Annotated in this window: 21 protein-coding genes; 9 read left to right on the top strand and 12 right to left on the bottom strand. The window is 68.5% G+C overall.

Annotation, left to right across the window (positions count from 1 at the left end; translation table 11 throughout):
• Positions 1 to 204: 204 nt before the first annotated feature.
• Positions 205 to 1,020 (top strand): delta-class carbonic anhydrase, encoded by an 816-nt coding sequence (locus ACE2AC_RS20585; protein WP_375689813.1) that lies wholly within the window; start codon positions 205 to 207, stop codon positions 1,018 to 1,020.
• A gap of 28 nt (positions 1,021 to 1,048) precedes the next feature.
• On the opposite strand, the gene ACE2AC_RS20580 is transcribed toward ACE2AC_RS20585, so the two are convergent.
• From ACE2AC_RS20580 to ACE2AC_RS20555, 6 genes are all read right to left on the bottom strand, one after another.
• Positions 1,049 to 1,372: a hypothetical protein gene (locus ACE2AC_RS20580; protein WP_375689811.1), complete on the bottom strand. Its 324-nt coding sequence runs from the start codon at positions 1,370 to 1,372 to the stop codon at positions 1,049 to 1,051.
• Between the two features lie 72 nt (positions 1,373 to 1,444).
• A complete protein-coding gene (gene nusB / locus ACE2AC_RS20575) occupies positions 1,445 to 1,927 on the bottom strand; it encodes a transcription antitermination factor NusB (protein ID WP_375689809.1) in 483 nt (160 codons plus the stop codon).
• Between the two features lie 5 nt (positions 1,928 to 1,932).
• The gene (locus tag ACE2AC_RS20570; RefSeq protein WP_375689807.1) at positions 1,933 to 2,487 is read right to left on the bottom strand and encodes a 6,7-dimethyl-8-ribityllumazine synthase; all 555 of its coding nucleotides are present in this window, start codon (positions 2,485 to 2,487) and stop codon (positions 1,933 to 1,935) included.
• On the bottom strand, positions 2,487 to 3,623 hold the full coding sequence (gene ribB / locus ACE2AC_RS20565) for a 3,4-dihydroxy-2-butanone-4-phosphate synthase (RefSeq protein WP_375689805.1): 1,137 nt from the start codon (positions 3,621 to 3,623) through the stop codon (positions 2,487 to 2,489). Before ribB ends, ACE2AC_RS20570 begins: the two co-directional genes overlap by 1 nt.
• A gap of 267 nt (positions 3,624 to 3,890) precedes the next feature.
• Positions 3,891 to 4,454, bottom strand: a complete 564-nt coding sequence (locus ACE2AC_RS20560) for a hypothetical protein (protein ID WP_375689803.1) — start codon at positions 4,452 to 4,454, stop codon at positions 3,891 to 3,893.
• Positions 4,455 to 4,459: 5 nt separating this feature from the next.
• Positions 4,460 to 5,056, bottom strand: coding sequence for a riboflavin synthase (locus ACE2AC_RS20555; protein WP_375689802.1), 597 nt, complete (start codon positions 5,054 to 5,056; stop codon positions 4,460 to 4,462).
• 198 nt (positions 5,057 to 5,254) lie between these two features.
• Here ACE2AC_RS20555 and ACE2AC_RS20550 point away from each other — a divergent pair, with 198 nt between their 5' ends.
• From ACE2AC_RS20550 to ACE2AC_RS20535, 4 genes are all read left to right on the top strand, one after another.
• Positions 5,255 to 5,983, top strand: a complete 729-nt coding sequence (locus ACE2AC_RS20550; RefSeq protein WP_375689800.1) for a gamma-glutamylcyclotransferase — start codon at positions 5,255 to 5,257, stop codon at positions 5,981 to 5,983.
• Between the two features lie 81 nt (positions 5,984 to 6,064).
• Positions 6,065 to 7,357: a capsule biosynthesis protein gene (locus tag ACE2AC_RS20545; RefSeq protein ID WP_375689798.1), complete on the top strand. Its 1,293-nt coding sequence runs from the start codon at positions 6,065 to 6,067 to the stop codon at positions 7,355 to 7,357.
• Positions 7,358 to 7,450: 93 nt separating this feature from the next.
• Positions 7,451 to 8,590, top strand: coding sequence for a polysaccharide biosynthesis/export family protein (locus ACE2AC_RS20540; RefSeq protein WP_375689796.1), 1,140 nt, complete (start codon positions 7,451 to 7,453; stop codon positions 8,588 to 8,590).
• Between the two features lies 1 nt (position 8,591).
• Positions 8,592 to 10,604 carry a capsular polysaccharide biosynthesis protein gene (locus tag ACE2AC_RS20535; protein ID WP_375689794.1) on the top strand — a complete coding sequence of 671 codons (2,013 nt, stop codon included), beginning with the start codon at positions 8,592 to 8,594 and terminating at the stop codon, positions 10,602 to 10,604.
• Positions 10,605 to 10,698: 94 nt separating this feature from the next.
• Here the strand turns inward: ACE2AC_RS20535 and glsA are convergent, their stop codons facing one another.
• Positions 10,699 to 12,564 (bottom strand): glutaminase A, encoded by a 1,866-nt coding sequence (gene glsA, locus ACE2AC_RS20530; RefSeq protein WP_375689792.1) that lies wholly within the window; start codon positions 12,562 to 12,564, stop codon positions 10,699 to 10,701.
• 293 nt (positions 12,565 to 12,857) lie between these two features.
• Here glsA and ACE2AC_RS20525 point away from each other — a divergent pair, with 293 nt between their 5' ends.
• The 4 genes from ACE2AC_RS20525 (at position 12,858) to glnT (ending at position 17,146) form a co-directional block, all read left to right on the top strand.
• Positions 12,858 to 13,727 carry a glutamine amidotransferase family protein gene (locus ACE2AC_RS20525; protein WP_375689790.1) on the top strand — a complete coding sequence of 290 codons (870 nt, stop codon included), beginning with the start codon at positions 12,858 to 12,860 and terminating at the stop codon, positions 13,725 to 13,727.
• Positions 13,727 to 14,410 (top strand): protein GlxC, encoded by a 684-nt coding sequence (locus ACE2AC_RS20520; RefSeq protein ID WP_375689788.1) that lies wholly within the window; start codon positions 13,727 to 13,729, stop codon positions 14,408 to 14,410. Before ACE2AC_RS20525 ends, ACE2AC_RS20520 begins: the two co-directional genes overlap by 1 nt.
• Positions 14,410 to 15,735 carry an FMN-binding glutamate synthase family protein gene (locus tag ACE2AC_RS20515; protein WP_375689786.1) on the top strand — a complete coding sequence of 442 codons (1,326 nt, stop codon included), beginning with the start codon at positions 14,410 to 14,412 and terminating at the stop codon, positions 15,733 to 15,735. Before ACE2AC_RS20520 ends, ACE2AC_RS20515 begins: the two co-directional genes overlap by 1 nt.
• Before the next feature lie 103 nt (positions 15,736 to 15,838).
• Positions 15,839 to 17,146 (top strand): type III glutamate--ammonia ligase, encoded by a 1,308-nt coding sequence (gene glnT, locus ACE2AC_RS20510; RefSeq protein WP_375692150.1) that lies wholly within the window; start codon positions 15,839 to 15,841, stop codon positions 17,144 to 17,146.
• Positions 17,147 to 17,346: 200 nt separating this feature from the next.
• Here the strand turns inward: glnT and ACE2AC_RS20505 are convergent, their stop codons facing one another.
• The 5 genes from ACE2AC_RS20505 to phnD all read right to left on the bottom strand — a co-directional run bounded on the left by ACE2AC_RS20505 (position 17,347) and on the right by phnD (position 21,680).
• Entirely contained in the window at positions 17,347 to 18,135 is a 789-nt protein-coding gene (locus tag ACE2AC_RS20505) for an inositol monophosphatase family protein (protein WP_375689784.1), read from the bottom strand.
• A gap of 79 nt (positions 18,136 to 18,214) precedes the next feature.
• Complete coding sequence (locus ACE2AC_RS20500) at positions 18,215 to 18,823, bottom strand: DapH/DapD/GlmU-related protein (RefSeq protein ID WP_375689782.1); 609 nt, start codon at positions 18,821 to 18,823, stop codon at positions 18,215 to 18,217.
• Positions 18,824 to 18,894: 71 nt separating this feature from the next.
• Positions 18,895 to 19,752, bottom strand: a complete 858-nt coding sequence (phnE, locus tag ACE2AC_RS20495) for a phosphonate ABC transporter, permease protein PhnE (protein WP_375689780.1) — start codon at positions 19,750 to 19,752, stop codon at positions 18,895 to 18,897.
• Positions 19,749 to 20,696: a phosphonate ABC transporter, permease protein PhnE gene (gene phnE / locus ACE2AC_RS20490; RefSeq protein WP_375689778.1), complete on the bottom strand. Its 948-nt coding sequence runs from the start codon at positions 20,694 to 20,696 to the stop codon at positions 19,749 to 19,751. Before phnE (ACE2AC_RS20490) ends, phnE (ACE2AC_RS20495) begins: the two co-directional genes overlap by 4 nt.
• Before the next feature lie 69 nt (positions 20,697 to 20,765).
• On the bottom strand, positions 20,766 to 21,680 hold the full coding sequence (gene phnD, locus ACE2AC_RS20485) for a phosphate/phosphite/phosphonate ABC transporter substrate-binding protein (RefSeq protein WP_375689776.1): 915 nt from the start codon (positions 21,678 to 21,680) through the stop codon (positions 20,766 to 20,768).
• Between the last annotated feature and the right edge of the window lie 17 nt (positions 21,681 to 21,697).

The following is a 21,697-nucleotide window of genomic DNA, read 5'->3' as shown; positions in this document are numbered from 1 at the left end:
TCCGGTGGCCTTAAGCAACTCCGAGGGAGCTGGCTCTGTCCGAGCCCTGGTTCGGTTACCTGGCGCCCACCTGTATATACAGGTCCTCGGGAATGCGTATACCAAACGGTCGTGGTGGTCCCGCCGCCTTTCCCTCCCCTTCATCTGACGTCAAGCATTGGTCCCCATCCTCTCCCGCAGCCGACGCTGCCCGGGAGGGGCCCGATGCCGATGCGATCCGTTCTGATCTGTGCCGCCCTGCTGCTGCCGGTGGCCACGTCGGCCGAGACACCCGGCCCGCCGGCCAAGGACGGGCCGCTCTGCCTCGGCTACGGCCCACAGGCGCCGCGTGACATCCGGTCGACCGCTGGCCTCAACGCGGTCCGCTTTGCCAAGGCCCCGCCGCCCGAGGCGATGAACCTCTGCAACATCCACACCCATACCAATGCCGAACACGCCGGACCGGGCTTCGCCATCCCCGCCGCCGATGGCGGGCGCGGCGGGTTCCTCTGTGCCGGTCTCGAGGCACTGACACCCGCGCAGCTGGTCGACCCGGAAGGGGCACATGTTGACCCGCACGGCTATGCGCCCGGCGATACGATCGAGGTGCATTGGGTCTATTCCAGCTGCGACGTCACGCCGGGTGAGGGTCTGGGCGCCTGCCTCTCCGACACCTGCGGCAACCCGCAGTTGCGGGTCGAAGCGCAGGTCTTCCTTCTGGTCAACGACGCCCGTGCGATGAACTTCCTCGATTTCGACCATGACCGGCGCCGGGTCGCGGGGCGGCCGCAGCCGCGCGCCCTGCCCTCGGGCACCGGCGATCCGGTGGTGTATCCGGGATCGACAACCGGGCCGTCCTATACCCAGGCGGCCTGTTCTCCCCTGCAGGTGACGTGGAGCGTCCGGCCAGATTGCGCGATGCTCGACATCGGCAGCCTGCGCAACTGGGTCGGGCGCAACGTCTTTCACGAACACCATTCGCATGGTGTCCGCGCTCTCGTGACGGCGGCGGAGCTGCTGGCCCCGCTCGGGATGGACTAGGATCGGACGGTCACACCACCCGCCGCGATCAGCGGCGGCGCTGCTGGTGCGGCTGGGGGGCCTTCGCCTCGGCCCGGATCGGCGCGAGCTCTCCGGTCACGCGGATGCGGCGACCGCCGCGCGGGCCTTCGGGCTTTTCGGCCAGGCGCATAATGGCAAAGCCGAACTGCACGCCGCTGAACACGATGCCGTTGAAGAACCACAGCAGGAACACTGCGAGCACACCGTCAGGGCCCTGCGCGAGGTGGCGCAGATGTCCGATGTCGAAGGTGATGAGCAGCGCGGCAAAGACAGCCGCCACGGCGAAACCGATGGCGACGGACGTGATGTAAAGGCGGACGAGCTTGGGCATATCAACCCTCCCTATGCGCAACGGGAGTGAGGATAGACTTAATTTTCGCGAAAGCGAGTCCCGAAATGCGCGTCAGAACGCCTCGGGCTTGGCCTCGCGTGCCATGTGGTCGAGCACGGCATTGACGAACTTCGACTCCTTCCCGTCCGGGAAGAATGCCTTGGCGATGTCGACATACTCGACGATCACGACCTTGGGCGGCGCCTCGCCTTCGACCATCTCGGCACCGGCGGCGCGGAAGAGCGCCCGCAGCGTCGGGTCGATGCGGGCGATCGGCCACTTGGCCACCAGCGCGCGGTCGGTCATCTGGTCGATCTTGGCCTGCCAGTTGACGGCGTCGCGCATCGTCTTGCGGAAATGCTTCTGGTCGCCCTCGAGCATCTCGTCGCCCTCGTAGACCGCGCCGAAGCGATGGTCCTCGAACTCCACGATCACCTTTTCGACCGATTGCCCCGATGCCTCCATCTGGAACAGCGCCTGCACGGCATAGAGCCGCGCCGCGCTGCGCATCTTGCGTTTCTGGTTGCCGGAAACGGCAGGGGCTTCACCGGTCATGGTCGTCAGGTCCTGGAGTCTTTGAGAGAGGCGATCACCGTGTCCTCCCCCATGGGTTCGGAGGGGCGGAATCCCACCCCGGCGCGCGGAGCGCCCCATTTGCGCGAAAGCGCGACCAGATGCAAGGCCGCAGCGGCCGCGCCGCCGCCCTTGTTCTGATCGGCCACCCGCGCACGGGCCAGCGCCTGGTCACGGTTCTCGACCGTGAGGATGCCGTTGCCGATGCAATAGCCCGAAAGCCCCAGCATGGTCAGCCCGCGCGAACTGTCGTTGCACACCGTCTCATAATGCGTCGTCTCGCCCCGGATCACGCAGCCAAGCGCGACATAGGCGTCGAAATTCGACATCCGACCCGCCATGGCGATCGCCGTCGGCACCTCGAGCGCGCCGGGCACCTCGACCAGTTCGTGGGTCGCCCCCCAGGCCTCGATCTCGGCGCGGGCACCGGCGATCAGCTCGTCGGCGATGTCGCGGTAGTAGGGCGCGACCACAATCAGCACCTTGGTGGGCTTGACGACGGTGCCGCGCGGGATGGTGTAGTGGGTTTCCGAACCGGCCATCAGGCGTCTCCCGCGATGCGGCGCGTGCCGGTGATTTCCAGCCCGTAGGCCTCGAGCCCGACAACCGAGGGCTTCGGCGAATTGGTCAGCAGTTCCATCTTTTGGATGCCCAGCGACGACAGGATCTGCGCGCCGAGGCCGTACTGCTTCAGCACCTGCGGGCTGACTTCACCCTCGGTGGCAAGACGCATGTGTGTGTCGCGCAGCAGGACCAGCACGCCGCGGCCTTCCTTGGCCACAGCGCGCATGGCATCGGCGAACTCGGCCGCGCGGCCCGCACCGCCCAGTCCCGCCACGTCCTTCAACGGGTCCAGCGCGTGCATCCGCACCAGCACTGGCGTGTCGCCTTCGACCTCGCCCTTGATCAGCGCGATGTGTTCGGCGCCCTGCGTCGAGTCGGTGTAGATCTGCAGCCGCCACTCGCCGCCGAATTCCGACTGCACCGTCTTTTCCGACCGCATCCGCACGAGGTTGTCGTGCCGCCGACGGTAGGCGATCAGGTCCGAGATCGTGCCGATCTTGAGGTTGTGCTTCTGCGCGAAGGCCACCAGTTCCGGCAGGCGGGACATGGTGCCATCCTCGTTCATGATCTCGCAGATCACGCCCGAGGCGTTCAGCCCGGCAAGGCGCGAGATGTCGACGGCGGCCTCGGTGTGACCGGCACGGACCAGCACGCCACCCTCGCGGGCACGCAGCGGGAACACGTGGCCCGGCGTCGCGATGTCCTGCGCACCGTTCGAGGCGTCGATGGCGACGGCGACGGTATGGGCCCGGTCATGGGCCGAGATGCCGGTGGAAACGCCTTCGCGCGCCTCGATCGAGACGGTGAAGGCGGTTTCGTGCCGCGAGGAGTTCTGCGAGGCCATCAGCGGCAGGCCCAGCTGATCGACCCGCTCGCCGGTCATCGACAGGCAGATCAGGCCGCGGCCATGGGTGGCCATGAAGTTGATCGCGTCCGGGGTGCACATCTGCGCGGGGATGACGAGGTCGCCCTCGTTCTCGCGGTCCTCGTGGTCGACGAGGATGAACATCCGCCCGTTGCGGGCGTCGTCGATGATCTCCTCGACCGAGGAGATCGCGTCGCGCCAGTTCTCCTCGACGGGACCCGGGGTTTCATAGGTGGCGGAGTCGGGCATGGGCAGTCCTCGTCAATGTTGGGGGCGAGATAATCCATGAGGCACGGATTTGCCAGAGGAACGCAGCGGTTTCCGGGTATGCGGGGGCGCACATGACGTGTGGGGAAAGGTGCCGGCGGCAGCGTGGGTGGCAGGGGAAGGTGTCCCGCGCCTGCCCCTTCGCGCCAAGGGAATGCGGAGGGGCCCGGGGCCGACGGCGCGGACGGCGCCACTTGCGAGATCATCGCACTCTCACCCGCCTGAGGGGACAGGGCTGTAGCCGGTCGCTCAGGCCCCGAAATATGCACGAGCGTCCAGGTAGGCGCCGAGCCGCCCGGCTGCCGCCCATTCCGCCTCGCCCGGGGCGGCGCCGACAAGGACCAGGCCCTGCGCCGGCAGACCTTCCTGCACCCGTGCCATGGCCTCGCGCAGGACGGGCCAGCGGGCATGTGACGCGGGCGCACGGTAGAGCCGGTCGAGCGGCAAGGACCCGTTCAGCGAAACCGGGTCCAGCGGCGCGGTCAAAAGGCCCACCCGCAGGCACGACCGGATCGCCGACAGCCGTTCCGCGACCGCGCCGGGTAGCTCCCCGCCCCGGTGCAGGCCAAGCGCGTTCGAGGTAAAGACCAGCGCCGCCACGTCCCGCCCCGCCGTGGTGCGGACCGAGGCGTAGGTGCGATAGCTCATCCCCAGATCGGCCGCACGGCGCATCCGCATCCGCACGATCTCGACCGGGATCTGCGGCTGCACCTGCGCCTTGGCGCGGGCCCACTGGTGAATGCGGCGCGTGCGCCCGCCGTCCATCGAGGGGCCGTTGTTATGTCCGATGCCGGGTAGCGCGGGGTCGGGCATGGGCGTCAGCCCTCGACCTCCCGCAGGCGCGCGACGTAGCGGGCCATGGTGTCGACCTCGAGGTTCACGGCATCGCCGGTCCTGACGTCGCCCCAGGTGGTGACCTGCTTGGTGTGCGGGATGAGGTTGACGCCGAAGGTCGCGCCGTCGACGTCGTTCACGGTCAGGGAGGTGCCGTTGAGCGCGACCGAGCCCTTGGGCGCGATGAACTTTGCCAGCGCGTCGGGCGCGCGGAACTCGACCCGGGTGCTGTCGCCCTCGTCGGTCATGGCGACCACCTCGGCCACGCCGTCGACATGGCCGGACACGATGTGCCCGCCCAGCTCGTCCCCGACCTTGAGCGCGCGTTCCAGGTTGATGCGGTGCCCCTCGGGCCAGCCGTTGTGGCCCACGGTGGTCTTGGCCACGGTCTCGGCGCTGATCTCGACGTCGAACCAGTCGTCGCCCAGCTCGATCACCGTCAGGCAGACGCCGTCGCAGGCGATCGAGGCGCCGATCTCGATCCCGTCGGTGTCGTAGGCGGTGGCGATGCGCGCGCGCAGGTCGCCGCGTTTCTCGACCTCGCGGATGGTGCCGATATCGGTGACGATGCCTGTGAACATGGGCGGGACTCCGTGGTTGCGGCTCCGGGGTAAACGGGTGCCGGGCGACTGGCAAGTGGCGCGCGCCGATTGATCCGCCCGCAGGCGGGCGGACCGGCCCCGCGACGCGGGTATTTTCGGCAAGTTGCAGCAGCGGCGGTTTTCATTCCCGTCGTTTGCCGCCACCTTGTCCGGAAACGACCCGGACCCAAGGTGCCCATGCCGCTCGACCCCGACGCCTTTCGCCATCACCCGGGCCTTGCCGGGATGATCCAGGATCCGGAAACCTCGTTCTTCCGTGGGTTCCTGCCCGCGGACATGGATGACCGGATGCGCGAGCTCGGGCGCCCGGCCGACTGGCGGCGCACCGACGCGGAACGCGAGGCCAACCGGCACGAGGCGCTGGCCGGGCGGCTCGACCGCGACCTCTGGGTGTTCGCCTACGGCTCGCTGATGTGGGACCCGGCGCTGATGTTCTCCGAGGTGCTGCGCGCCACTGCCGAAGGGTATCACCGGGGCATGGTCCTCTACGACACCGGCGGCGCGCGGGGATCGCCCGAGGCGCCGGGCCTGATGGCCGGGCTGGTGCCGGGCGGCCAGTGCGAAGGGGTGGCCTTCCGCGTGCCCGCCGCCATCGTCGACCGCGAGACCGAGATCCTCTGGCGGCGCGAGATGATCGCCCATGCCTATATCCCCCGCTTCCTGCCCGCCCGCACCGTGCTGGGCGAGATCGAGGTGCTGGCCTTCACCGCCGATCCGACCGCACAGATGATCCGCCTCGACCTCAGCCGGGAAGAGACCGTGCACTGCATCGCCACAGGCGAAGGCGTCATCGGGACGAGCTTTGCCTATCTCGAGAACACGCTGGCGCATTTCCACGCCCTCAAGATCGAGGACCCGGACCTCGAGGCGCTGATGGCCGAGGTGCAGCGCGCCCGCGCGGCCTGAAGCGCCCGGCCCGCAATCGGGCCTTAATTTCGCCCGCCCGACGCGGTATCCATGGGAAAAAGCCAATGGGTAACGTCGGGCATGTCAGCGATCTCGGGCCAAGACCGGGTCTTCCTGTTCCTGCAGGGGCCGCACGGGCCGTTCTTCCACCACCTCGGCCACGTGCTGCGCCGCGCGGGGGCCGAGGTCTGGCGCGTGGGCTTCAACGCCGGTGACCGGGCGTTCTGGCCCAACCGCGACAGTTACATCCCCTACCTCGGACCGGTCGCGGACTGGCCGGCGGAACTGGCGCGGATCGTGGCCGACAAGCACGTGACCGACATCGTGCTCTACGGCGACGTGCGGGCGATCCATGCCGAGGCAGTGACCCAGGCGCGGGGCCTCGGCCTGGGCGTGCATGTCTTTGAGGAAGGCTACATGCGGCCCTACTGGGTCACCTACGAACGCGGCGGGTCGAACGGGCATTCCCGGCTCATGCAGATGAGCGTCGGCGACATGCGTGCAGGCCTGGCAAATTCCGACATGGACGCGCCCCTGCCGCCTGCCCGCTGGGGCGACATGCGCCAGCACGTGTTCTACGGCGCGCTCTACCACTGGTTCGTGATGTTCATGAACCGGCGCTACCGCCATTTCACGCCGCACCGCGCCCTGCCGGTGACGGCTGAGTTCCGGCTCTACCTCAAGCGTCTGCTTCTGATGCCCTTCCTCGCCATCGACCGCCACGTCGCCAGCTGGCGGGTCCGCAACGGCGGATTTCCCTACCACGTGGCGCTACTGCAGCTTCAACACGACAGTTCGTTCCAGGCGCATTCGCCCTTTGCCACGATGACCGAGTTCCTAGAGGTCGTGATCCGCGGCTTTGCCGAGGGCGCGCCGCCGCACCATCACCTCGTCTTCAAGGCGCATCCGCTCGAGGACGGCCGCGTGCCGCTGCGGCGCGAAATCCGGCGGCTGGCGCGGGCGCACGGGCTGCTGGACCGCGTGCACTACATCCGCGGAGGCAAGCTGGCGCAGCTCCTCGACGATGCGCGGACGGCGGTGACCGTCAACTCGACCGCGGCGCAGCAGGTGCTCTACCGCGGCATCCCGCTCAAGGTCTTTGGCCGGGCGGTCTATGACAAGCCCGAACTGGTGTCGGACCAGCCCCTGCCCGCCTTCTTCGCCGGCGCCACGCGTCCGGACCGCCGCGCCTACCAGGACTACCGGCGCTACCTGCTGGAAACCAGCCAGGTCGCGGGCGGCTTCTATTCCGCCCGCGCGCGGCGGCAGCTCTTGCGGATGGTCGTGGACATGATGCTGGCGGCCGAGGATCCCTATGACGCTCTGACCAGCGGCACCGCGGCCCCCCGGCAACAGTTGCGCGTGGTGTCCTGAGGCCGCCGCCCGGCGATACTGGCGTTTTGGCCGGGATTCCGATAGCTTGCCGGAAAAAGCTGAGGCAGCAAAACAGGTCGAGGAGACCGGGCAGTGATTCTCCAGGTAAAACGCTGGGCGAGATCCGTCGCCCTTTTCGCCGTTCTCGGCACCGCTGCCGGCTGTTCCCTGTTGCCGCGCACCGGCCCGAACAAGAGCGAGATCTTCGCAGGCTCTGTCCAGCGCGAGGGGGACGCTTTTGTCGTCGCGGTGAACGACCGGGTGACGCGGGCCACCGCGCTGGTGCCGTCCCTGGGCTTTTCCAGCGGGTTCACCGGGGCGGGCACGCTCGGCTCCGACACGATCAATCCCGGCGACACGCTGGGGCTGACGATCTGGGAAAACGTCGATGACGGCCTGCTGGCCGACCAGGGCGTGAACGCCACCGTTCTGGAAGAGGTGCAGGTCGACGGATCGGGCTTCATCTTCGTGCCCTATGCTGGCCGGGTGCGCGCGGCGGGCAACTCGCCCGAGGCGGTGCGCCGGATCATCACGGAAAAGCTCAAGGACCAGACGCCCGACCCGCAGGTCGAGGTGCGTCGCGTCGCGGGTGACGGATCGACCGTGTCGCTGATGGGCGCGATCACCGGACAGGGCGTATATGCCATCGAACGCCCAACCCGGACCCTGTCGGCCATGATCGCCCGTGCGGGCGGCGTGACGGTCGAGCCCGAGATCGCCAAGATCACCGTGCTGCGCGGCGCGAACAAGTCGACCATCTGGTTCCAGGATCTCTATTCCAACCCCAGCTACGACATCGCCCTGCGCGGCGGAGACCGCATCCTGATCGAAGAGGACACCCGGTCCTACACCGCGCTCGGCGCCACCGGCACGCAGTCGCGCGTGCCGTTCGAATCCCAGACCCTCTCGGCGCTCGAGGCGATCGCGCAGGTTGGTGGGCTGCGGTCGAACGCGTCGGACCCGACCGGCGTCTTCGTCTTCCGCAACGAACCGGCCGAGATCGCGAACACCGTGCTGGGCCGCGCCGACCTGGTCGGCGCGCAGCGGGTGGTCTACGTGCTCGACCTGACCAAGCCCAACGGCATGTTCATGGCGCGCGACTTCGTCATCCGCGACGGTGATACGCTCTATGTCACCGAGGCGCCGTTCACCCAGTGGAACAAGACGATCTCGGCGCTGACCGGCTCGCTCGCCGCCGTGGACGCGGTGAACACGATCAACGACACGTTCTGACGTGACAGGCCGCGACGATCCCGAAGCCGCCGGGCAGGCCCCCCGGCGGCTTCGCTATTTCAACGCGGGCTTCCTGCGCCAGCACCGGGTGCGGCGCATCCTGGCACTGGCCGGATACGAACTGGCGCTCGGCGCGCCCACGGGCGACGACCTGATCGCCGTCTGGGGCCGGTCGCCCTATGCCGAGCGGGGCGAGGCGGTTGCCGAGGCCACCGGCACGGGCATCGTGCGGATCGAGGATGCCTTCCTCCGCTCTGTCCACCCCGGCCGCGCGGGCGAGCCGCCGATCGGCCTGACCCTCGACCACGGCGGCGCGCATTTCGAGGGCGACGCGGCCACCGACCTCGAACGCCTGCTGGCGACAGAGCCATTCGACGACACCGCCAAGCTCGACCGTGCCCGCGCCGGGATCGCCAGGCTGCGCGAGATGCAGCTGTCGAAGTACAACGGCTTCGACCCCGACGCCCCCCTGCCCGCTCCGGGCTACGTGCTGGTGATCGACCAGACCGAGGGCGACGCCTCGGTCCGGCATGGCGGTGCCGACCGCAACACCTTCCGCGAGATGCTCTATTGGGCGCAGGACGATTTCCCGGCCGGGCGGATCGTCATCAAGACCCATCCCGAAACCATCGACGGCCATAGGCCCGGCTACTTCGGCCCCGACGACGAGACCGACCGGATCGAGATCCTGACCGACAACGTCTCGCCCTGGGCGCTGATGGAGGGGGCGGTGGCGGTCTATGTCGTGTCGTCGCAGATGGGGTTCGAGGCGATCCTGGCCGGCCATCGCCCGGTGGTCTTCGGACGCCCGTTCTATGCCGGCTGGGGCCTGACCGACGACCGGCACCCGCTGGCCTTTCCCCGGCGCGGTCGCAGCCTCACCCGGGCGCAGCTTTTTGCCGGGGCGATGATCGACTACCCGATCTGGTACGACCCCGCGCGCGACCGGCTCTGTTCCTTCGAGGACGCGCTGGAGCAGTTGGCCGCCCAGGTCCGAGCCTGGCGCGAGGACCGTCTGGGCTGGGTCGCCAGCGGCATGCGGATGTGGAAACGCCCGGTGATCGAGGGCTTTTTCGGCAGCGTCGCGCCGGTAGAGTTCGCCGACCGCCCCGCCCCGCCCAGGCGGCGGATGTGCTGGGCCTCGCAGGCCGGAGAGATCGGCCAGGTCGTGCGGGTCGAGGACGGGTTCCTGCGATCGCGCGGGCTGGGGGCAGAGCTGGTGCCGGCCCTGTCGCTCGCGCTGGACGATTTGGGGATCTACTACGACCCGACCCGCGAAAGCCGGCTGGAACGGCTGATCGCCGACCGCGCGGCCCTGCGCCCGGACCAGGAATTGCGGGCCGAACGCCTGATCGCCCGGCTGACCACGCTTGGCCTGACGAAATACAACCTGGGCGGCGCGCATCCCGATTTGCCGGAAGGGTGGCGGGTGCTGGTTGTCGGACAGGTCGAGGACGACGCCTCGGTCACGCGCGGCGCCGGAGAGATCGCGACCAACCTCGGGCTGCTGCAGGCTGCCCGCGCGGCGGAACCCGATGCGGTGATCCTCTACAAGCCGCACCCGGACGTGGTGGCGGGCCTGCGCCCCGGCAAGCTGTCCCCGGAGGAGACCGAAGGGCTGGCGGACATGGTACTGGACCGCGCCGATCCCGCCGCGCTGCTGGGAGAGGTGCAGGCCGTCTGGACGATGACGTCCCTCCTCGGGTTCGAGGCGCTGCTGCGGGGGGTCGAGGTGCACACCACCGGCGCGCCCTTCTACGCGGGATGGGGCCTGACCCGCGACCACGGCAAGGTGCCGCCGCGCCGCCGGGCACGCCCCTCTCTCGAAGGCCTCGTCCACGCCGCGCTGATCGACTACCCCCGCTACCGCGATCCGGTCAGCGGCCTGCCCTGCCCGGTCGAGGTGATCGTGGAACGGCTGGCCGACGGCACGGTCGCGCATCCCGGCACGGCCAACCGGTTGCTCAGCAAGCTGCAGGGTCTTTTCGCCAGCTACGCCCGCTTCTGGCGCTGACCGGAGGCCGGATTGCCGGTCCGGGCCGAACGATCTTCCGCGCCTGCATCCGCAACCCAGTCCGCGCCTGTATCCCTGCGGCCCACCTGACACATCACTCGAAGGCGCCGATCTGTTCGTTCGCGGCGCGCAGCCGGTCCGAGATGCTGTGCACGACGTTGCCGAGGATCACGGAATAGACCTGCGGACGCTCGGCCGCGATGTCACGGATCGCCTCGATCGCGAAGGCGTGGCAGATCACCGGCCCGGTCGCCACAGCGCTGGCCGACCGCGGCCCGCCGTCGAGCATCGCCATCTCGCCAAAGGTCTGGCCCGGGCCAACCGTGCTGATCCGCCGCGTGCTGCCGTCGCCCGCGGGGATCGTGATGCTGACGAGGCCACTGGCGACAAGGTAGAAGGCCTTGGCCTCGGCGCCGTGAGTGACGATGTAATCGCCCTCGGCATAGGAATGTGTCGAGGCGGCGGCTTCGAGCAGCGCGATCTCATCCGGGGCGAGGCCGCGAAAGATCTCGGACCGCGCGAGGCTGAAGCCCTTGTCGGCTCCGCCGGCGTCGGCGGCCGCCAGCAGCCGGTCCTCGAAATCCTCGATCGCCGCGTCGATGTCGGCAAAGGCCAGCGCATCCTCGGCGTCGGCCTCGACGATGGCCTGCACCATCTCCTCGGCCCCGTCGGCGGTCCGGGTGCCGGTGAGCCCGGTGAAGAGGACGCGGCAATCGCCCGTCCCGATGGTGCGCGGCACCTCGGACAGCAGGCGGCGGGCGGCGGGGTCGATGCCGTCGACCCGGCGCAGGTCGACGACGACGCGACGGGCGGTCTGCGCCTCGTCCCGCACCCGGGTCGCCACCCGTTCGGCGGACCCGAAGACCAGCGGCCCGTCGAGTTCGATCACCTTCATCGCGCCGCCGCCCGCGACCAGCATCGCCCTTTCGTCGCTGTTGCGCTGGCGGCGCGATCGCACCTCGCGCGCGGAATAGACCCGCCGGATCGCCGCGCCCGGATCGAACGGGTTCACGCAGGCATGCAGGCCGAAGTCGCCCGCGAACCGCTTGCAGACCTCGACCCCGCGGACCGAGTTCCCGATGGCGTCGAGCCGTGGCGAATAGACCGCGATCCCCAGCTGCCCCGGCACCACCGCCATGATCAGCCCCGACACCCCGCTCTTGGCCGGCAGCCCGACATCGTAGAGCCATTGACCGGCATAGTCGTACATCCCGCAGGTCGTCATCACCGACAGCACGTCGCGGGCCACGTCGGCGGGCAGCACCACGTCGCCGGTCACCGGCTGTCGCCCCAGCGTGCCAAGCGTGCAGGCCATGACCGCCAGGTCGGCGCAGTTCACCAACACCGAGCATTGCCGGAAATAGAGGTCGAGCACGATCTCGGGGTCGCGTTCGATGATGCCCGAGTTCAGCATCAGCCAGGCGATCGCCCGGTTGCGATGGCCGGTGTCGTGTTCAGACCAGAAGACCGAGTTGTCGATGCTCAGCTGCCGCCCGGCGAGGCGCGAGAACCGGGTCAGCATCGCTTCGGCGTTTTCCTTCGCGGTCCGGTTCGCCAGTAGCGAGGCGGTGACGATGGCGCCCGAGTTCACCATCGGGTTGAATGCGCGGTTGTTCTCCTCGTCCAGCACGATGGCGTTGTAGCGTTCGCCGGTCGGCTCGACCCCGACCTTCTCGAGCAGCGCCTCGCGCCCGAGGTTCGCGAGCGCGGCGGCATACATGAAAGGCTTCGATGCCGACTGGATCGTGACCTCCCTGTCCCAGGTCCCGCTGCGGTAGAGACGTCCGTCGGCGGTGGCCACGGCGATGCCGAAATCCGAAGGGTCGGCGCGGCCGAGTTCGGGGATGTAGGTCGCCACCTCGCCTTCGTCGCATCCCTTGAGGTCGCGCAACACGCGGTCGAGGTAGTTGCCCAGAACCGTTTTCTCGGCCCTGACCGGGTCGGAGGTGCCTGTGTCCATGAACGCCCCGCCATTGTGGATACCGGACTGTCACCGGCGCCTGACCCAACGGCAAGAGAATTCTGCGCCGTCCGTCGCGGCGCGCGCCTGCCCGCAATTTGAGCGCACCGGTCATGCCATCCATCGGCCTGGTCCACGGGAAGTCCCTGCAATTCCGGACGCTTCTCGCAAGACGCATCGGACCCGCCCGCCGCCGGACGGCAATTATTCCCAACAGGAAACATTTTTCCCTGTTGGGAGCGATCGCCGCGCGATACCCTGACGCCAACCCCATCGAATCGAGGACCTTGCCCATGTGCGGAATCGTCGGCCTCTACACCAAGACCGAGGCCTTGCGCCCGACCCTCGGCCAGCACCTGTCCGAGATGCTGATCACCATGACCGACCGCGGCCCCGACAGCGCCGGGATCGCCGTCTACGGCGCCGACACCCCCGGCACCGTCAAGATCACCGTTCAGGCCGACGACCCGGCGCTGCTGTCGGACCTCGACGTGCCCGGTGCCGCGATCCGGATCGTCGACACCCACGCCGTGCTGAGCCTGCCCGCCGACACCGCCGCCGCGACCGAGGCGCAGCTGCGCGCCACCCCCGGCCTGCGCGTCATGGGCACCGGCAGCCGGATCGAGATCTTCAAGGAGGTCGGCTTGCCCGTCGACGTCTCGCGCCGCTTCGGCCTGCCGCAGATGCGGGGTACCCACGGGATCGGCCACACCCGGATGGCGACCGAAAGCGCGGTGACGACCGACGGGGCGCACCCCTTCTCGACCGGGGCCGACCAGTGCCTCGTGCACAACGGCTCGCTCTCGAACCACAACTCCGTCCGCCGCCGGCTGGCGCGCGAAGGCGTGTCCGTGTCGTCCGAGAACGACAGCGAGGTGGCGGCGGCCTACCTCACCCACGCCATGGCCGGCGGCCGCGACCTGGGCCAGGCGCTGGAAGGCGCGCTCGACGACCTCGACGGCTTCTTCACCTTCGTGGTCGGCACCCGCACCGGGTTCGGCGTGCTGCGCGACCCGATCGCCTGCAAGCCCGCGGTGATGGCCGAAACCGACGACTACGTCGCCTTCGGCAGCGAATACCGCGCCCTCGCGTCGCTGCCCGGGATCGAAACCGCCCGGGTCTGGGAGCCCGAACCCGCCAAAGTTTATTTCTGGGAGGCCTGATGCAAAGCCACGACCTTGCCACCAGCGACCTGCGCAGCCTGAACGCCGCGCTGCAGGCGCAGTCGGGAACCACCAACCAGACCGCGTGGGAGGTGCTGAACCCCCGCGGCGCCCATGCCCTGGCCGTCGGCCTCGACGCGCCGATCGAGGTCACCGTGAAAGGCTCCACCGGCTACTACTGCGCCGGGATGAACAAGCAGGCGACGATCACCGTCACCGGCTCGGCCGGGCCGGGCGTGGCCGAAAACATGATGTCCGGCACCGTGGTGATCGAGGGCGACGCGTCGCAATACGCCGGCGCCTCGGGCCACGGGGGGCTGCTGGTCATCAAGGGCAATGCCTCGTCCCGCTGCGGGATCTCCATGAAGGGCATCGACATCGTCGTCGGCGGCAACGTCGGGCACATGTCGGCCTTCATGGCGCAAAAGGGCAACCTCGTCGTCTGCGGCGACGCGGGCGAGGCGCTTGGGGATTCGCTCTACGAGGCGCGGCTCTACGTCCGCGGATCGGTGAAATCCCTTGGCGCGGACTGCGTCGAGAAGGAGATGCGCAAGAAGCACCGTGCCGACCTCGAACGCCTTCTGGAAGCGGCGGGCCTCGACCACGACCCGGCCAGCTTCCGCCGCTACGGCTCGGCCCGGCAGCTCTACAACTTCCACGTCGACAACGCAGGCGCCTACTGATGGATGACACCCCCCGCACCCTGCCCCGCCACTCCGCCACCTTCAGCCCGGAGGTTAATGCCGAGATCCGGCGCGCCGCGGCCACCGGCATCTACGACATCCGCGGCGGCGGTGCGAAACGCCGCGTGCCGCATTTCGACGACCTGCTGTTCCTCGGCGCCTCGATCTCGCGCTACCCGCTCGAAGGTTACCGCGAGGCCTGCGGCACGAACGTCACCCTCGGCACCCGTTTTGCGAAAAAGCCCATCGAGCTGAAGATCCCGATCACCATCGCCGGCATGTCCTTCGGCTCGCTCTCCGGCAACGCCAAGGAGGCCCTGGGCCGCGGCGCGACCCTCGCGGGCACCTCGACCACCACCGGCGACGGCGGCATGACCGAGGAAGAGCGTGGTCATTCCGAGAAACTGGTCTACCAGCTCCTGCCCTCGCGCTACGGCATGAACCCCGACGACCTGCGCCGCGCCGACGCGATCGAGATCGTCGTCGGCCAGGGCGCCAAGCCCGGTGGCGGCGGCATGCTGCTGGGCCAGAAGATCACCGACCGGGTCGCGGGCATGCGCGACCTGCCGGTGGGGATCGACCAGCGGTCGGCCTGCCGCCATCCGGACTGGACCGGCCCGGACGACATGGAGATCAAGATCCTCGAACTGCGCGAGATCTCTGGCTGGGAGAAGCCGATCTACGTCAAGGTCGGTGGCGCGCGGCCCTATTACGACACGGCGCTTGCGGTGAAGGCCGGGGCGGATGTCGTGGTCCTCGACGGCATGCAGGGTGGTACGGCGGCGACGCAGGACGTCTTCATCGAGCACGTGGGCCAGCCGACGCTCGCCTGCATTCGTCCGGCGGTGAAGGCGCTGCAGGACCTCGGCATGCACCGCAAGGTCCAACTCATCGTCTCGGGCGGCATCCGCACCGGCGCGGACGTGGCCAAGGCGCTCGCGCTCGGCGCCGACGCGGTCTCGATCGGGACGGCGGCGCTGGTGGCGCTCGGCGACAACGATCCCCGGTGGGAGGACGAGTACCGGAAACTCGGAACCACCGCCGGAGCCTACGACGACTGGCACGAGGGTCGCGATCCGGCCGGCATAACGACGCAGGATGAGGCACTTGCCGCCCGGCTCGACCCGGTGAAGGCGGGTCAGAGGTTGCGCAACTACCTCGCCGTGCTCACGCTGGAGGCCCAGACGCTGGCCCGCGCCTGCGGCAAGAGCCACGTGCTGAACCTCGAACCCGAGGACCTCTGCGCGCTGACGATGGAGGCCGCCGCCATGGCGCAGGTGCCGCTCGCGGGGACCGACTGGTGGCCCGGGAAAGGCGGCATGTGAAGGCACGCGCGCGCGCCTGACCAATGCCGGGCTGCGCCGCGGCACGAAGGACAAGATGCAAGAGACCGGGCCCCAGCCCGGCAGCCACAACAGGGACGACCAGATGACCAAGGACCTCGCCAAGTTCGCCGAGAAGAACGGCGTGAAGTACTTCATGATCTCCTACACCGACCTCTTCGGCGCGCAGCGCGCCAAGTTGGTGCCGGCGCAGGCGATCGCGGGGATGCAGACGGACGGCGCGGGCTTTGCCGGCTTCGCCTCCTGGCTGGACATGACCCCGGCGCATCCCGATGTCCTGGCCGTGCCCGATCCCGCCTCGGTCATCCAGCTGCCCTGGAAGCCCGAGGTCGCCTGGGTCGCCGCCGACTGCACCATGGAGGGCGCAGAGGTCGCCCAGGCCCCGCGCAACGTGCTGCGCGCCCAAGTGGCAAAGGCCGCCGAACAGGGCCTGCGCGTCAAGACCGGGGTCGAGGCGGAGTACTTCCTGCTCACGCCCGAGGGCGACGCGATCTCGGACCCCTACGACACGGCAGAGAAGCCCTGCTACGACCAGCAGGCCCTGATGCGGCGCTACGACGTGGTGGCCGAGATCTGCGATTACATGCTCGCGCTCGGCTGGGGCCCTTACCAGAACGACCACGAGGACGCGAACGGCCAGTTCGAGATGAACTGGGACTTCGACGATGCCCTCGTCACCGCCGACCGCCATTCCTTCTTCAAGTTCATGGTGAAATCGGTGGCCGAGACGCACGGCTTCCGGGCCACCTTCATGCCGAAACCGATCGAGGGGCTGACCGGCAACGGCTGCCACGTCCACATCTCGGTCTGGGACAAGGCGGGCAAGACCAACGCTTTCGCCGATGACGGCGCCGAACTGGGCCTCTCGGCCAGCGGCATGGCCTTCCTCGGCGGGATCGTGGCCCATGCCAAGGGCATGACCGCGCTCACCAACCCGACCGTGAACAGCTACAAGCGCATCAACGCACCGGTGACCCACTCGGGCGCCACATGGGCGCCGAACACGGTCACGTGGTCCGGCAACAACCGCACCCACATGGTCCGCGTGCCCGGCCCGGGCCGGTTCGAGCTGCGCCTGCCCGACGGCGCGGCGAACCCCTACCTGCTGCAGGCCGCGGTGATCGCCGCCGGGCTCGACGGGATCGCGACCAAGGCCGACCCCGGCCCGCGCCTCGACATCGACATGTACGCCGAGGGCCACCTGGCCAAGGACGCCCCCCGCCTGCCGCTGAACCTGCTGGACGCGATCCGCGCCTTCGAGGCCGACACCGGCCTGACCGCCGCGCTCGGCGCGGAGTTCTCCGCCGCCTATGCCAAGCTCAAGATGCAGGAGTGGAACAGCTACATGCACCACTTCTCGGCCTGGGAAAAAGCCAACACGCTCGACATCTGAGCGCGGCCCCGGACTTCATCTTGCCAGGTAAACTCCCGCCGGAGGCATCGGCGCCGAAGGCCTCCCCCTGCGGGAGGAATTCGGCGCCGGTTTCGTCGCGCGACGCCGCGAAAGAGTTCTGCAAACGGAAATCGCCCGCGATGCGGGCGATGCCTCCGGCGGGAGTTTACCTGGCAAGATGAAGGACGCGGCTGCCCCGATCAGGCCTTGCGGATGATCTTGGCAAAGCTCTCGAAGAGGTTGGCGTTGCCGCAGACGACCTCGCCGTCCTCGACCGGGTTGCGCTCGGGGTCGATGGCTTCGACGAAGCCGCCCGCCTCGCGCATGATGACGACGCCGGCAGCGATGTCCCAGGCGTTCAGTCGGCGTTCCCAATAGCCCTCGTAGCGGCCGGCGGCGACATAGGCCATGTCGAGCGAGGCCGCGCCCCAGCGGCGGATGCCGGCCGAGACCGGGGCGACGCGGGCGATGTCCTTGATGACGTCGGGCAGGTCGCCGCGCCCGGCATAGGGGATGCCGGTGGCGAACACCGCCTCGATCATGTGGCTTCGGCCCGAAACGCGGATACGCTGATCGTTCATCCAGGCGCCTTCGCCCTTCTCGGCAAAGAACATCTCGTCCTTGGCGGCGTCGTACACCACGCCGGCGACGATCTGGCCCTTGTGTTCGAGCGCGATCGAGATCGCCCAGTGCGGCAGCCCGTGCAGGAAGTTCGTGGTGCCGTCCAGCGGATCGACGATCCAGCGCCGGGTCGGATCCTCGCCGTCGATTTCCTTTTCCTCCTCGGCCAGCCAGCCGTAGGTCGGACGCGCGCCGCAGAGCTCTTCCTTCAGGATCGCCTGGGCGGCGAGGTCGGCCCGGCTGACGAAGTCGCCCGCGCCCTTCATCGAGACCTGAAGGTTCTCGACCTCGCGGAAGTCCTTCACGAGCGAGCGGCCCGCCTTGCGGGCGGCCTTGAGCATGATGTTGAGGTTGGCGCTGCCGGGCATCCTGGGGCTCCTGTCCGTCGAAGGGGCGCGTATAGACCGCGGCGCGGGCGATGCCAAGGGGGCTGCGACGCCGGCCGCCTCAGCGATATTTCTCGATGAAGGCGTCGATCGGCAAGGCCCGAATGTCGGGCAGGACCTCGCGCAGGCGGTCGTGCGGCCAGTCCCACCAGGCGATCGCCTGCAGCGCCTCGGCCTGTCCCGCGGTGAACCGGCGCTTGATCTCCTTTGCCGGCACCCCACCGACGATGCTGTAGGGCGCGACGTCTTTCGACACCACCGCCCCTGCCCCGATCACCGCACCGTCGCCCACCGTGACGCCGGCCAGCACGGTCACCCCGTGCCCGATCCAGACATCGTGACCGATGGTCACCCAGTGGTCCTTGCGCCATTGGAAGAACTCGGCATCGTCCTCGCCCAGCCCGTATTGCGCGGCGCGGTAGGTGAAATGGTGCTGGCTGGCCCGCCATGTCGCGTGGTTCCCGGGGTTGATCCGGGCGCCTTCGGCGATGGAGCAGAACTTGCCGATGGTGGACCACATCACGTTGCCGTAGCTCACGATGTAGGAGTAGTCGCCCATCTCGCTTTCGCGCATCGAGCTGTGCGACTGCACCTCGGTATAGCGGCCGAGGGTGCAGTCGACCACGCGGGCGGTGTCGTGGATGTTCGGGGCTTCGGTCAGTGTCTTCAAGGTCGTGTCCTGTTGTGGCCGCCCGGTCGCGCGGGACGGGCGGCGGGGTCTTGCATGCCGGCTCGCACCGGTCAGGCGGCGGGGGGCTGGTCGCCGATGAGCCGTTGCCGGATCAGGCCCGAGAGCCAGTCGATGACATAGACCATGGCGATGATCAGCAGGATGATCGACCAGGCCTCGTCCCACTTGTAGGCGCTGATCCGGTCGGACAGGAGGAAGCCGATGCCGCCCGCGCCCACGATGCCGAGGATGGTGCCGGAGCGCACGTTGGATTCGAAATTGTAGAGCAGCACCGAGATCAGCACAGGCGTCACCTGCGGCAGCGTGCCGAAGCGGATCTGCTGGAGCCGGGACCCGCCCGCCGCTCGTACGCCTTCGACGGGTTTCTCGGACGTGTTCTCGATCGCCTCGGAGAAGAGCTTGGCAAAGGTGCCGATCTCGCTCACCGCGATGGCGAGGATGCCGGGCAGCGGGCCGAGGCCGAAGGCGCGGATGAAGATCAGCGCGAGGATCAGCGTCTCGAAGGCCCGGATCACGTCGAAGCCGCGCCGGACGGTGTGGCGCAGGAATGGCAGCCGGTTGATGTTCTTTGCCCCGAGGAAGCTGACCGGAAAGGCCAGGACCGCGCCGAGGAGCGTGCCGATGAAGGCCATCGCCAGAGTCTCGCCCAGGCCTTCGAGGATCTCGGAAAACTCGGCCCAGCTGGTCCAGACGTAGGGCGGGAACATGAAGGCCAGCACGTCGCCGAGCCGCCCGAGCCCGGTCCAGATCCGCGCGGGCGAGAAGTTGAAGGCCCAGAGGCAGTAGCAGAAGAGCCCGAGGAAGGTGGCCCAGGCCGCGGCGCGCCTCAGCCGGACGGGCAGCGGCGCCTGGAAGGCGCCGGGCAGGCGCGCGCGGGCGGCGGCGATCCGGTCGGGGGGCATGGTCATGCCTGGGCCTCCTGCCAGATGATGCGGTGGCGCAGCTTTTCGCTGAGGTAGTCGATCAGCGCCACTGTGGCGAAGATGATGAGGAAGAGCGCCGAGAGGTCGGTGTATTCCTGGAACGACATCGCGGTCCGGATCTCCTGGCCCAGCCCGCCCGCGCCGACGTAGCCGATGATCGACGAGGCGCGCACGTTGATCTCGAACCTGAGCAGCGTGTAGCTGATGATGTTGGGCAGCACCTGCGGCACCGCGCCATAGCGGATCTTGTCGAACCAGGACCCGCCCGAGGCGACGACACCCTCGAGCGGGCGCATGTCGATGTTCTCGTTCACTTCCGAATAGAGCTTGCCGAGCGCGCCGCAGGAATGCAGCCCGATGGCGAGCACCCCCGCCATCGGCCCGACCGAGAAGCAGAAGACGAAGATCAGCGCCCAGACCAGCTCCGGCACGGTGCGCGCGATCTCGAGGACGCGGCGGGCGAGCCAGCAGCTCCAGCGGTTCGGCGCCAGGTTGCGCGCCGCCGGAAAGGACAGCAGGAACCCGCCGATCACGCCGAAGGTCGTGGCCATGAAGGCAATCAGGATGGTCTCGATGAGCAGCTGCAGCCAGGTCTGCCAGCGCCAGAACCATTTGCCGACGTCTTCGCCCAGCGTTTCCCACCCGAGATCGGGGAACGTCTGCACGATGTAGTCGCCAAGCCGCGGCAGGCCGGCCGGGATGATCCAGCTCCATTGCCGCGACCCGTCGGGCATGGTCACCTGCGTGACCTTGAAGAAGTCCCCCAGCCAGGCGGTGACGGCAAAGACGACAAGGAAGATCGCGGTGCCGAAGCCCCAGGCGATGCGCGACCGCCGCCGCTGGTCGGCATAGTCGCGTTCAAAGGCGGCGAGCGCGGCGGACCCGTTCAGGGGCACGGCCATCGGATGGTCGGCGGATGTTGCGGACATGGAACCTCGGACCCGGAGCAAGGCGAAGGGCGCGGCAGTCCGCGCCCTTCGGTGTCAGTCAGTCAGCCTTCACGACCCGCGGCGCTGGTCCTTGAGCCACTGGCGCATGTCGACGATCCACTGGTAGCGGTCGTGGTCCACGCGCTCGAAGCCGGTGTCGGGGTTCGGGTCGGTCTCGTCGAAGGACGAGTAGAGCTTGAAGCCCTCGGGATCGGCCTCGGCAAAGCCCTCGATGGCGGCGGTGACCTCTTCGATCATCTCGGCCGGCAGGTTCTTGCGGAAGGTCCAGGGGCCGGTGGTGATTTCCGGGCTTTCCCAGATCTTGCAGACGACGCCCTGCTCGATCATGCCCTTGGCTTCCATGCGCTGGTAGACGCCATCGACCGCCGTGTTCTCGTAGGTCGAGGCGGTGTCGAAGGTGCCGTTGACCACGCCGGTCACGCCCGCCTCGTGGCTGCCCGAGAACGGGATGGCCGAGAAGTAGGATTTGGGGTCGAGACCGATCTTCTCGACCATGTTGAAGTAGGGCACGGCGTAACCGGAGGTCGAATCCGGGTCGGCGAAGGCGTGGACCTTGCCCTTGGCGTCGTCGAGGCTCTCGATGCCGCTGTCGCAGCGGGTCACGACGATCGAGCGATAGCCGGTGTTGCCGTCCTTCTTCTTCTCGACCAGCGTCGGCACCACGCCGCCATCGGTCGCGGTGTAGGCCGCGGCGTAGGAGGAGGAGCCGAAGCGCGCGATCTCGATCTGGTCGGCGGCGATGGCCTGGATCACGCCGTCGTAGTTGCCGGCGGTGAAGATCTCGACCTGCACGCCCAGCTTGTCCTCGAGGTACTTGCGGATCGGTTCGTTCCGCATCAGGCGGTCCTGCTCGTTCTCGCCCGACAGGATGCCGAATTTGACGACCTGGTAGTCATCCTTCCAGTCGGCGAAGGCCGGAGCGGCGATCAGCGCGGCAAGCGCGGTGGTGGTGAGAAGTTTCATCTGGTGTCCCCTGTGAT

The sequence above is a fragment of the Pseudooceanicola sp. LIPI14-2-Ac024 genome (genome assembly GCF_042188925.1).
In the GTDB taxonomy this organism is placed as follows: domain Bacteria; phylum Pseudomonadota; class Alphaproteobacteria; order Rhodobacterales; family Rhodobacteraceae; genus Pseudooceanicola.
The sequence above is the reverse complement of the archived record's forward strand: the minus strand, read 5'-3'. Positions and strand labels throughout refer to the sequence as shown.